This window comes from candidate division WOR-3 bacterium, assembly GCA_039801365.1.
In the GTDB taxonomy this organism is placed as follows: domain Bacteria; phylum Hydrothermota; class Tepidihabitantia; order Tepidihabitantales; family Tepidihabitantaceae; genus JBDRUN01.
In genome coordinates this window covers 1-11,945 of the sequence record JBDRUN010000080.1, presented here as the reverse complement: position 1 = coordinate 11,945, position 11,945 = coordinate 1, and the positions used below count along the sequence as shown (strand labels likewise).

The following is an 11,945-nucleotide window of genomic DNA, read 5'->3' as shown; positions in this document are numbered from 1 at the left end:
CTGTGGACAATCGGTTGTATGGTATCGTTGGCGGAGCCGATCTGTCAACGCCAGATTCTATCTAGTCAGGGCTGAACCGCAACGTACAGCGCGGTCGAGCCGCGCACGACGCGCACCAGAACTGGCCGTTCGGATTTGGTCAGCTTAGCTGCCAGCAGACCGAAGGCTCGCTTGTCCCTGACCGGAACAAGGTTAATCTCAACGATGACATCGCCCTCCAGAAGCCCGGCATTGTCTCCGGCACTGGCTGGCTCAATTGCCTGGATGACAACACCGTTGTCAACACGGGTTCGCAACCGGGTCAGGTCATCAATGTCGCGGACCACCAGACCGAGCCAGTTTCTTGCCTGCGGCGCCCGCTGCGGTCCGGCTGCGGCGACCGGCCAAGCAGCAAGCACAGCTTCGGTCTCGAACCTACGGTCTGATCGCTGGACAAGGATCCTGACCGTGTCCTGGGGTTTGTGGCTGGCAAGTTCGTCCTGCAACCATCGAACGTCGGGTACAGTCTGACCGTTAAGTCCAACCACCAAGTCGCCTGGCCTCAGCCCGCACCTAGCTGCTGGGCTTTGCGGAGCAACCGCGGCCACCAGCGCACCGGACTTGTCAACAAGTCTCAGTGCTGCACGGATGCCCTCAGTTACAGGCTGGGTGTTGATGCCAAGATAGCCACGGATCACGACGCCATGTCTAACGAGTTGGCCGGCGACATCGCGTGCCAGGTTAGCAGGTATAGCAAAACCGATGCCTGAGAATCCGCGTTGGTCAGACTTCCTGGTAAAGCTCGATACCCCGACTACCCGGCCGTCCATGTCAATAAGCGGTCCGCCCGAATTTCCTGGATTGATCAGTGCGTCAGTCTGGATAAAGTCTTGAAAATCAGGCCCCGAAGCCTTGGACAGCCCCCAGCGCTCAAGTCCGCTGACAACCCCGGCCGTCACTGAACCAGCAAGCCCGTAGGGGTTGCCAACCGCAGCAACCCACTGGCCGATCACAAGACTGTCTGAGTCGGCAAACTCGACCGCGACCATCGACCGGTCGGCTTCGAGCTTGAGCACCGCTAGATCAGTGACAGGGTCCCGGCCCACAACTCGGACCTCAGGACCCGAGCATACTGTGCCGTCAGAAAACCGGACCTCGACCTCTTCGTAATCAGCAATCACATGATTGCAGGTCAGAACATAGCCGTGCTCGTCGAACACAAACCCTGAACCCAACGATCGGACCTGAACAAGCTCAGGCTCGGCAGAACCAGGCCTGACCCTACGTTCCAGCCGGTCAACGTTGATACTCACCACCGCGGGCATGACCCGAGCCACCGCCCGACCGACCGCATCCGGGCCAGCGCCGACAACCGCCAGCAAGAACAGCCCCATGGCCAAGAGTCCTCCTCGGTTCAGCCGCCTCTTGCGGCCGCCCGACCTAGCCGATACCCCTCTTCAAGACATCTGACATTGACCGGGATCAGCTTTGGCTTGCTCTCAAACTCGCGCCGAGCCTGATTCACGACTTCCTCGAATGGCACAAGACCAGTGGCACCGACGTAGGCACCGAGCATCACCATGTTCGTTGCCTTGCCGGTGCCAGCCTCAATCGCAATCTGGTTTGCGGGCACTTTGACCACCACAAGGTCGGTCCGGCCTGGGTCCACTGGTATAAGGGACCTATTGACGATGAGGAAACCACCCGGCCGCAGCATCGGCCCAAACTTGTCGAGGGACGGCCGATTGAGCACCACCGCATCACGGGGATGGACTACAATCGGCGAAGCGATCGGCTCGTCGCCAATGATGACGGTGCAGTTAGCAGTTCCGCCTCTCATTTCCGGCCCATAGGAAGGCAGCCACACTACTTCCCGGCCCAGCTCCATCCCAACCTCGGCCAGTAACTTGCCGGCCAGCATCACTCCCTGCCCGCCAAATCCGGCAAATACGGTTTCAACCTGCATGGCTAGCTTCCCCATGATTCCGGGCTGCTGGCTCCCTGACTGGTGCTGCTGACGGCCGCCGCGGTTCATCCGTAGCCAGTGCTTGAGAATTGGAACCTACCTCCTCTGGCGTCTTGAAGTTCTTTACCGGATAGTACGGCATCATATTCTCTTCCAGCCACTTACAGGCCTTCAATGGCGAAAGTCCCCAGTTAGTCGGACAAGTGGACAGGCACTCTACAAAGCTGAAACACCGATTCTCAGCCTGATACTTGAATGCCTGCTTAATCGCACGCTTTGCCCTTGCAATGTACTTGGGATGATGGACCGCAACGCGTTCAATGAACCCAGGGGTGCGCAGGCTAGCAAGTAGTTCGCACATCCGTATCGGATACCCAACTAGGTTGACATCCCTTCCGGCCGGGCTTGTGGTTGTGACCTGCCCCGGCATCGTGGTCGGCGCCATTTGACCGCCGGTCATACCGTAGATTGCGTTGTTCACGAACACCACGGTAAACTTCTCTCCGCGGTTTGCAGCGTGAACTATCTCGGCCATGCCAATTGATGCCAGGTCACCGTCGCCCTGGTAGGTGAAAACGATGAGGTCAGGCCGGCCACGCTTGATTCCAGTCGCAACCGCAGGTGCCCGGCCATGAGCCGCCTCCTGGAAGTCAAAGTTGAAATAGTTAAACGCCAACACTGAGCAGCCAACTGGTGCAATTCCAACCGTCCGCTCGCGCAGACCGAGTTCGTCAATTGCCTCGGCAATTAGCCGATGAATGACACCGTGTGTGCACCCTGGGCAATAGTGTGTAGCTACATTGGCCAAGGATTCCGGCCGTCTGAAAACCGTCTTCATTGTCTTGTCCTTGCTGTGAATTGGATACTAGTCACGCTCACTTCCTCTCAAGATGCAACTTCACCGCTTCGACCACTTCGTCCGGACTCGGCACCATGCCACCGGTCCGGCCGTAGAAATAGACCGGTTTGGTTCGCCCCATCGCCAGCCTCACGTCCTCAAGCATCTGGCCCATACTCATCTCGACCGACATCACCCACTCGGCCCGCTGACCGAGTTCATACACCTTCTCTTCGGGAAAGGGAAACAGCGAAATCGGGCGGAGCAGGGCCGCTTCAATACCCTGTTCGGCAAGTTTCTGAATAGCGGTCTTGCAGATCCGAGCCGTGGTACCATAGGCTACAAGCAGAACCCGGTATGGCCGATCGGTCCAGAACTCTTCGTACCGCACCTCTTCGCGTTTCATTTTCTCATACTTTTGTGCCATCCTGATGTTGAGCTGTTCTTCCTTCGCCGGGTCGAGATACAGCGAATTCACGACATTTGGCTTGCGGCCCTTGCACCCGGTCGTGGCCCAGTCTTTGGACGGCAGCGGTGGAAACTCATACCTGCGGAACTCCACCGGCTCCATCATCTGACCAATCATACCATCACCCACTACGATGACTGGATTCCTATACCGGTCCGCCCGATCAAATGCCAGCGGCATCAGGTCCACAGCTTCCTGCACCGAGCTCGGACCGTACACAAGACATCGGTAATCACCGTGCCCGCCGCCCTTGGTTGCCTGAAGATAGTCGCACTGGGACGGCAGAATTCCACCCAGGCCCGGGCCACACCGCACGATGTTCACCACAACCGCGGGCAATTCTGCCGCGGCGATGTATGAGAGCCCCTCCTGCATCAAACTGATGCCCGGACTTGAGGAAGTCGTCCAGACTCGAACTCCGGCACCAGCCGCACCATACAACATGTTTGCGACCGCAACTTCGCTCTCGGCCTGCAAGAAACTGCCGCCGACCTCGGGCATCCGCCACGAAAGATACTCGGCCACCTCGCTTTGTGGTGTAATCGGATAGCAGAAATAGCACAGCCCACCGGCCCGGATTGCGGACTCGGCGATCGCCTCATTACCCTTCATCAACACCTTCGCCATCGTCCTACTCCTTTGTTGCCAGTTCCTCGACGGCAATCTCGATTGCACAGTCCGGGCACATCATACCGCAGAACCTGCACGCGATGCACGCATCCTGGTTCACAACCCGGGCGTAGAAATATCCCTTGTCATTGATGTCCTCCGACATCGCAAGCACATGCTTTGGGCACACGTTTACGCAGAGCTCACATCCCTTGCATCGGTTCCTGTCAATCGTCACGACCGCGCTGTTATTGGCCATATGTCTCCTACACCTGCTTCACTCAAAAACTGACACCGATACGCACCGACGCCGGACCGGCCTTCGCTACTCATCTGTTCCCTTCTCAACAGCAGGAAGTTGCTTATTGCCGTCTGTTGTTTACCCGGACGCATGGTGTCTCCCGATCGTCATTTCCGATTCGCCCCACCCTCTTCCCACGGCTTGAGCAACAACCGCGACAGCACCAAGACCGGATAGCCGCAGCCGGCCGCATCAAAGCTACCTAGCATCCTCTCTTCGACCGTCACGAATGAGATGCCGATTCCACTACCCTGTTCAACCGCACGGGCAAGCTCGATACCCTCCTGAATTGTCGCCGTGGTTGTCTCATCAATCAGGTGCGAATTCACCACAGTTGCGGTGACCGGTACACCGGACACTCGACCGATTTCCGCAATCAGCCGTGTCGTTTTCTCCGCTGTGTCGGTGAACGGTCGTCGCGAGTTTACAACGAACAGATTCGAGTAGTCGGTCTCTGTCACCGACGTAGCCATGCCGGCGAGGATTCGCGCGCCTACCGGATCACCGCCCACATCCAGCACAACGAAGCCGCCTGATTCCTCGACCGCGCCCTTGACCTCAGGCGGAACGACCGGCGTATCGGCACGTAACAACGGCTCAGCAGGAACAAGTACCTCTACCCCGTGCGCGCGCAGCACGTCCCGTACTTCACGACTGCGGAAATAGAGATTAACGATATCGAGGTCAGCCAACCTGACGCGATGCCCCACAGCAGCCAGGGCAAGAGCAAAATTCACCGCCACCTCGGTCTTACCAGACCCATACCCGCCGCAGAATACCGTCACGCGCGATAGTTGGGCGAGCAACCGCTCGGCCCCGATCCAAAAAATCCGCGCCCGGCCCGTCTCGCCGCTTGCGATCACACCAGTAATTCTCGTCATCGGGACAGTGAATATACCTCCTGAATTCGCAGAGTCAACTTGACCCGGTTACAACCTGAGCACCGCCGCGGCCCAGGTGAATCCGGTACCGAACGCGGTCAGGAGCACGATGTCACCCTCTCCTATTCGACCCTCCTTGCGGGCCTCGTCCAGCGCAACCGGGATCGTGGCAGCAGACATGTTGCCATACTTGTACAGAATGTTGTACATCCTTTCGCTCGGGATACCGGTGCGTTCTCGGGTCGCATCCATTATGCGGATATTAGCCTGATGCGGAATCAATAACCTAACGTCGTCCCGGCTAATTCCAGCGTCGGCAAGCGCGCGCAACGCGGCTCCCCCCATTGCCCGGACCGCATGTTTAAAAACCTGATTACCCTCCATGTGCACGGTATGAGCCATTGCCGCAAGGGTCTCCTTGGTGGTTGGCCGTCGTGTGCCTCCTGCTGGTTGGTATAGCAAAGGGGCAAGATTGCCGTCACAGCCCCAGTTCGAGGCCAGAATCCCGGACCGACCATTACCCTTTGTTACGATGGCTGCCCCTGCCCCGTCTCCGAAAAGCACACAAGTTGAACGATCCTGCCAGTTTACAAACTTGGACATCACCTCACCACCTGCAACCCCGACCATCTTCGCACCACCGGTTTCAATCATGTTGGCCCCGACCTCCAGTGCGAACAAGAACCCGGAACACCCGGCACTCACGTCGAAGGCCGGCATTCCGGAAATGCCCAGCCGCCTCTGCACCCAGCAGCCGGTTGCCGGATATATCGTGTCGGGCGTCGAAGTTGCAACCACTATGGCATCCAACTTTGCCGGCTCAGTCCCAGCTTCCTTACATGCCTTCAGCAGCGCATCGGCCACTAGGTCCGAGGTCGCGGTGTTCTCGTCAGCTATACGGCGTTCCCTGATGCCGGTCCGTTCGACAATCCACTCATCCGAAGTGTCAACCATCTTCTCCAGGTCATGATTGGTGAGAACCCGCTCTGGCAAGCTGCGGCCGGTTCCGACGATCCTGATATTTTTCATTATCAAACGGTATGACATATAGCCGCTAAACCGGCAAAGTCAAGGATAGCAGACGCTGAGCAAATAGTCAGAAAGGGTTTAGCCAGAAGAACCCTGTGGCTTTCAGATTCTCTGATGCTCCGGCTTTGCTGCTCTCCGGCCTCCCGGTCTACCTGCAAGACCTATATACGGTCATAGGACTCGCTCAGAAAAGAGCAAGTGCACGTTCAAGCGCGGCACCGGCCTGCTCATTGTGCATACAGCACTCATGTAGCAGTGTCGCCGCCTCGGCACGTATCGCCTCCTTGTCCGGATTGCCACCGACCGATAACGGAAACAGTTTCTTGAGATGCTCAAGATTCAGGTACGATCGAGCGAATTCCCGGGCTGCCTGGCCGAGCTGCTCTGCGGCCCGGACATGGGTTTCTGCCAGCCGCCGACAGAACGAAGCAGCAAACATCTGTAGCTCACAGAAACAGGCAATGTTGTATGCATTACCTTGTGGTTCCATCCAACCCGCACGCAATGCCTCGGCCCACGCCTCAAAGGCTCGGGCACCGTGCCGGAACCCGGGCTCGAAACACGGATGGCGGTCCAGGACAAGTTGGACCGCACGCACCACGGCCTCTCGTTCGGCACTCGACCGGTCCGTTTCAATCGCCGTACCGAAGAATACAGCGCCGAGATGTCGTGGCGCCTGTAGCGCGTTGTACTGCACTGGGTCCTCAGGCCACTCGTCCGGGCCCAAGGCCTGGGCAAGGTCGCGATCGGCCACGCACTGTACGCTACGCAGTGACCGCACCAAATAGCAGTCATTCCGGTATCCGTACACCACGGCGAACTCCGGCGCCGAAGTTGCCCCCCACACGACACAGCACCTTCCCTCGTCGATCTCCTGCCGCACCCGTTCGAACAGGTCTGCGGCCAGCACCTCATCATCGGTTTCCCTGTGATACTCAGCGAGGACGATTTCCGTCTCAAGCCCAATCGCCTCGGTTCCATCCTGAAGCATCGTCCAATGGAATCCGGTCGGCCCACCCGGAGACAACTGCTCATCCAGATTCACTACAAACGCATACCCGCTCATCCCGGCTACATCCACAAAGTCGCACTTCACATCCCGGGTTCTAAACACTGATGTCACCGCACCGACATAACTCACCCGTGACCACGGCGGGATGACCTTACTGGCCACACAGTTCTCACCACACCAATTACGCTCCATGCCTATCGCATCGGTCAACGCGAGCCAAGCCACTGCTCCGGGTCCACCGCTCTGCCCTCCTTGCGTACCTCAAAGTGAAGCGTGTCACTGGCGAAGCCGATTATCTCGCCCCGCGCGACCTTGCTGCCGACTGTGACCTTGATGTCACTTAGCCTGGAATACAGGGAATGCAACCGGTTTCCGTGGTCAACAATCACCATCTTGCCATAGCCCATGAACCGGTCGGCGAAGCTAACCTGACCAGCCTCGGTGGCCTTGACCGGTGCACCGGACGCACAGACAATATCAATGCCAAGGCTGTTCGTCTTTGTAGCGTACACAGGATCAACTCTTACCCCGTAACCTTGCACAATTGTGCCGACCACGGGCCAGGCCAGTCTGCCCTGCCTCAGGTCTGTCCCAGCTTTGACCGGGGGCTTCTCAACCGCGGCGCGCCGATGGAACCGTGGACTGTTCGCGTAGAAGCTCGGACACCCAGCTGCAAGTAGCAACAACCCTTCGACCAGCATACGCGCCGGAACCGAGTACCACCAGCCCCTATCGGCATTCATTAGCGGCGCATTCCGATTCCGTCCGTCCGCCTTCTTGGCAACCTTTATGCTGGCGGCGGCTCACTCTGTCCGAGCATCTGTGTTCATCCGTGATTGCCCGATCCGGGCGATGCGTTCGTTACGGTTCATTCCGAAATTCGGCAACAAGAATGGAGGCGGCGGGAATCGAACCCGCGTCCGGAGAGTTCGGAACCCAAGATCTACATGGTTAGTCAGTCCTTGTTTCTCGCCCGCCCTTTGGCCGGCTGACAGGCGAAGACGGGCCAGTCCCAGAGTCAATCCGACAGGTCCCCTGAGACACAGGACCGGTCTTTATCACCCTATTAGACCCTGAATCCGCGCCGGGTGAAATCGCGGTTCAAGGGACTGCCTCTGTCTTAGGCAGCCAGTGCGTAGCTGTTGTTGGCAGCTGTATTTCCTCCGTCGGGATTATCGAGGCGACAGAGGAACCTCGCCATGCACTCAGGCCCCTCAGCACTCCGTCGAAGCCAATCGCCCCCGACGAAAGGCCTTGCGGCCTGCTTCACTCCAAGTTGTAATTCATTCTAGAACCGGTTGAATCACCTGTCAATGTAGAATCGGTTCTCAACACAGGTTGCTTCCCGCCCTGTGCTGAGCCGTTCCGGGGCTAGTACAACGCCGCCTCAGAGAACCGTGGGCACTCCTATCGCACGACAACGGCTCTATAATGGTGTTGCTCTTGACCTCAGCCTCCGCTCCAAGATCTTGTTAACTCACTATGTACCGACCATGAGTTCCTTGACAGCACAGAACAGACCTGGCAACATGTAACTTCGACCATGACGGATAGAGACGAAGCGCACGACTCACGCCCAGATTTCGAAGCAACGCAGGGAAACCCTCCTGCCCCCAGAACAGACCGACCGGCTCAATATTCACGTACAGACGTTTCCCAGCCTTCATCCGTCCGCAGAGCACCGGACGTCCTGTGTCGTATCGCCGCCCCCTTCCTGGCAGAAATCAGCGTCATCGCACAGCAGCTCGTAAATAAAGGCTGGGCAGAGGCAAACGCCGGCAATTTCTCTTTTCGGGTCTCGGGTGTCCCGGAATTCCCCGGCTCTTACCGCCAATTACCGTATACCCTTACTGAACTTGGTAACTGGGCACTGCTTACGAAAAAAGCCGGCGTCAGAATGGGTGAACTGGCTGACGCCCCTTTGGGCGGACTCTGTCTGGTGCGACTGAACCAAACTGGCAACGCCTACTGCGTGCTCGACGACGAGGTGCCGACAAGCGAACTTCCCAGCCATCTCGCAGCACACTCTGTACTGAACAAGATACGGCCAGAGCACACCCGTCTGTTGCACACTCACCCCACCGCGCTCGTGGCACTCAGCCTCCTCTACCCCGAGCCAGAATCCTTAGTCGCCCTCCTGATCCGAAGCCTAGCTGAGGTACGCCAACTAGCTCACGATATTGTTGCCCTACCCTTCATCGAACCCGGAACCGTAAACCTTGGCAACGCCACCGCTCGGGCGTTCGGACGCGCCTCTGCAGTCATCTGGCCTCGGCACGGCATGATCGCATCGGGCCGAGTTTTGGCTGAGGCGATGGACCTTATTGAGGTATGCGACAAGGCAGCCCAGATTGCACTGCTTGCCCGCGAACCGGCCCGGCGCGAGAGTGGTCGCACGCGCGGCCGTCCCTGCCACTCAGGCAGAGGGAGACCTGCTGCCGACGGCATAGAGACGTTTCTTGATGTACGGGTCCGCGATGCCCTTCTGTCACCTGAGGAGTTCGGCCAGCTGCCTCGGCGACCGATTCACATAGTCCTTGACAATCTGCGCTCAGCATTCAACGTCGGCTCCATCTTCCGACTCGCCGATGCAGTCCGTGCCGCCGAGGTAATCACCTGTGGGTACACTTGCCATCCGCCCCACCACAAGCTCGAACAGGCGGCGCTCGGCAGCACTCAGACGGTTCCGTGGCGCCAGTTCGAAAACGTCGTTACATGCCTGGCCGAACTGCACTCCAAAGGAATTCAGCTGGTCGCGCTTGAGACGGTGGATGGCGCAAGGCTATACCATGAGTTTGAGTTCCAACCACCGGTCGCAATAGTGCTTGGCAACGAAGCTTTGGGCGTGTCTCAGTCCGCCCTCCAGACCTGTGATGCCGTCATTGACATTCCGGTATTCGGTCTAAAGAACTCGATCAACGTTGCGGCCGCAGCTGCGGTCGTGCTCTACGACCTTGTTCGGCGCTACGACTGGCTCCCGGACTAGAGTCGCCATGATGGATGCAAGAACCCCAATGAAAAGCCTGATGGCCCGTCCAAGTCCGATCCCGGGATAGCGCAGACTTGAGTCTGAGTTCGGTTTGCAACCGAACCGAGAAGAAAGTGCTATTTCTGGTTCGACAAGGAGTCCGGCGCATTGTCCGTTGAATTGCCGTCTCAGCAGACCGTTTGACAACTCACTCACCCCGAACCCCCACAAGCTCCAGTCAGAGCGGCTTCACAGACCGTGACAAACAGAGACAACGACCCTTCTCTGCCGTATTTTCTGCGATCGCAACAACGGAATCACACGAGATGCACTTCCGAGCACGGATAGGAGAACCTTTGGGATCCACAGAAGCGCAGCAGAACCTGCAGGATACAACTGCTGACTCCTTAAGCGTAAAACCAGAGGTGCGAACAAACCAGCTACACCCGCGATGGCCGCACAGCTAGCGTGGCCAGGCGAGTTGAGTCCTTCTTTCGATCCGGCTACGGAGCTTGGCCCGGCTCTCGCGTACGCCCGGGCTCCGACGTTCTGCTATCGGCGCGCCAACCCAGAAGTACCGCTCCTTGGCTTCGTTGAACGCGTTGAAAAATCCGAACCCGTTGCCTCGCACATTACCGTAGTCGCCAGGCTCGACGGGCGGGCCGTACCCGGCCCAGACCAGAGCTGAACCGTCACCCTCGATTACATCCATGACATAGCTTGGGAAAACGCGCCCCGGTGCCAGAATTAGGAACGTATCGGACACAGTCGTATCGAACTCAAACTCGTGGTCATCCCACCGATATAGCGAATCGTAGAAATCGTAGCAGCAGTATGCGTCAACCCAGTACCACTGGGCGCCGTCTGCGCGACGCCAAGTTATGACCAAGGTGGACTCTAGGTCTAGAATGTAGCTGTCACTTGGCGGATAGGTAAGTCGGAAGTTGCCGGGCATCACGACCCGTGCAAACGCCGTTCCCCAGTAGTGGTCAACCTCAAGTTTGTAACGTTTTGATACCTGAAAATAGTTCTCGTCACCGTAACGGTAGTTGGTCCAGGAGTAGTAGTAGCACGGAACCTGTATCTGATTTATCCTTACTTCAGGCACCATTCGTAGTCCGGCCGGGTCGAACACACTTAACTCCCGCCAGTAGCCCACGTCACCGTCGTAGAACTCGACGCGGTCCAGGTAACCATTGATCATCGGCTCGCGATACAGGGGATCAAGTCCGCGACGCCCAGTCCGGTCACACCCGAACCATACTAAGGACATGAACGCGACCAGCAAAGCCCGGCGCATTGCTACTCGAGTCGGATCGGCATCAAAAGATAAGTCTGTTCCTGCTCCGGTCTTTTCTCAAACGGCTTCAGAAGTCCGGCTGACACCGGACTCTGCAGCTCGACGATAATCTTGTCTGCTACTAGGTGCCGCAAGATTTCCAGCAGGTAGCCAACGTTGAATCCAATTCTAAGAGGCTCGCCATCATAATCGCACGAAATCTCCTCCTCGCTCGACCCGTACTCCGGACTTTCGGCAAGTAACCTAAGCTTACCCTTGGAGAATTCGAGCGCGACCTGGCGACCAACCGGATGGGCGAACACCGCGGCCCGTCGAAGTGCGGCCGTAAAAGCTTCGTGCTCAAGCACAGCCCTGTGGGGGTATTCCTTTCTCGGCAGCACGCGCTCGTAGTCCGGGTATGGTCCCACGATCGGCCGACCGATGATGTTGGTGTCCGGTGTTGTAAGCGCCACCCGTCCAGGGTCTGTCCGGACTGCAACCACATCTTGGTCCCTAGGCAACAACGACAGAACCTTGGGCGCAACAATAAGATTGAATGTCGCCGGGTATTTCCCCTTGCGGCAGACATAGCCAAGCCTGCGCCCGTCGGTTGC

General features: G+C 57.9%; 12 protein-coding genes and 1 other RNA gene. 1 reads left to right on the top strand and 12 read right to left on the bottom strand.

From position 1 onward, the window contains the following. Positions 1-65: 65 nt before the first annotated feature. The 10 genes from ABIL25_09205 to ssrA all read right to left on the bottom strand — a co-directional run bounded on the left by ABIL25_09205 (position 66) and on the right by ssrA (position 8,327). Positions 66-1,373 carry a trypsin-like peptidase domain-containing protein gene (locus ABIL25_09205; protein ID MEO0082450.1) on the bottom strand — a complete coding sequence of 436 codons (1,308 nt, stop codon included), beginning with the start codon at positions 1,371-1,373 and terminating at the stop codon, positions 66-68. A 20-nt stretch (positions 1,374-1,393) separates the two neighbouring features. Continuing rightward, positions 1,394-1,945, bottom strand: a complete 552-nt coding sequence (locus ABIL25_09200; GenBank protein MEO0082449.1) for a 2-oxoacid:acceptor oxidoreductase family protein — start codon at positions 1,943-1,945, stop codon at positions 1,394-1,396. Beyond that, positions 1,935-2,783, bottom strand: coding sequence for a thiamine pyrophosphate-dependent enzyme (locus ABIL25_09195; protein ID MEO0082448.1), 849 nt, complete (start codon positions 2,781-2,783; stop codon positions 1,935-1,937). Before ABIL25_09195 ends, ABIL25_09200 begins: the two co-directional genes overlap by 11 nt. Positions 2,784-2,820: 37 nt before the next feature. Continuing rightward, positions 2,821-3,879 (bottom strand): 3-methyl-2-oxobutanoate dehydrogenase subunit VorB, encoded by a 1,059-nt coding sequence (locus tag ABIL25_09190; GenBank protein ID MEO0082447.1) that lies wholly within the window; start codon positions 3,877-3,879, stop codon positions 2,821-2,823. 4 nt (positions 3,880-3,883) lie between these two features. Next, the gene (locus ABIL25_09185) at positions 3,884-4,120 is read right to left on the bottom strand and encodes a 4Fe-4S binding protein (GenBank protein MEO0082446.1); all 237 of its coding nucleotides are present in this window, start codon (positions 4,118-4,120) and stop codon (positions 3,884-3,886) included. A 149-nt stretch (positions 4,121-4,269) separates the two neighbouring features. Further along, complete coding sequence (locus ABIL25_09180) at positions 4,270-5,043, bottom strand: cobalamin biosynthesis protein CbiA (GenBank protein ID MEO0082445.1); 774 nt, start codon at positions 5,041-5,043, stop codon at positions 4,270-4,272. 48 nt (positions 5,044-5,091) lie between these two features. Next, complete coding sequence (locus ABIL25_09175) at positions 5,092-6,072, bottom strand: beta-ketoacyl-ACP synthase III (GenBank protein ID MEO0082444.1); 981 nt, start codon at positions 6,070-6,072, stop codon at positions 5,092-5,094. Between the two features lie 184 nt (positions 6,073-6,256). After that, complete coding sequence (locus tag ABIL25_09170; protein ID MEO0082443.1) at positions 6,257-7,294, bottom strand: hypothetical protein; 1,038 nt, start codon at positions 7,292-7,294, stop codon at positions 6,257-6,259. Continuing rightward, positions 7,291-7,827, bottom strand: coding sequence for a peptidoglycan DD-metalloendopeptidase family protein (locus ABIL25_09165; protein MEO0082442.1), 537 nt, complete (start codon positions 7,825-7,827; stop codon positions 7,291-7,293). The genes ABIL25_09170 and ABIL25_09165 overlap by 4 nt, the downstream gene beginning before the upstream one ends. Before the next feature lie 147 nt (positions 7,828-7,974). Continuing rightward, positions 7,975-8,327: a transfer-messenger RNA gene (gene ssrA / locus ABIL25_09160) on the bottom strand. 300 nt (positions 8,328-8,627) lie between these two features. Between ssrA and ABIL25_09155 the strand changes: the two genes are divergently transcribed. Continuing rightward, positions 8,628-10,070: a TrmH family RNA methyltransferase gene (locus tag ABIL25_09155; GenBank protein MEO0082441.1), complete on the top strand. Its 1,443-nt coding sequence runs from the start codon at positions 8,628-8,630 to the stop codon at positions 10,068-10,070. 445 nt (positions 10,071-10,515) lie between these two features. Here the strand turns inward: ABIL25_09155 and ABIL25_09150 are convergent, their stop codons facing one another. Together ABIL25_09150 and ABIL25_09145 are read right to left on the bottom strand one after the other, a co-directional pair. Continuing rightward, positions 10,516-11,352, bottom strand: coding sequence for a hypothetical protein (locus ABIL25_09150; protein MEO0082440.1), 837 nt, complete (start codon positions 11,350-11,352; stop codon positions 10,516-10,518). Between the two features lie 2 nt (positions 11,353-11,354). Then, on the bottom strand, positions 11,355-11,945 hold a 591-nt coding region (locus ABIL25_09145; GenBank protein ID MEO0082439.1), incomplete at its 5' end, for a DNA polymerase III subunit beta.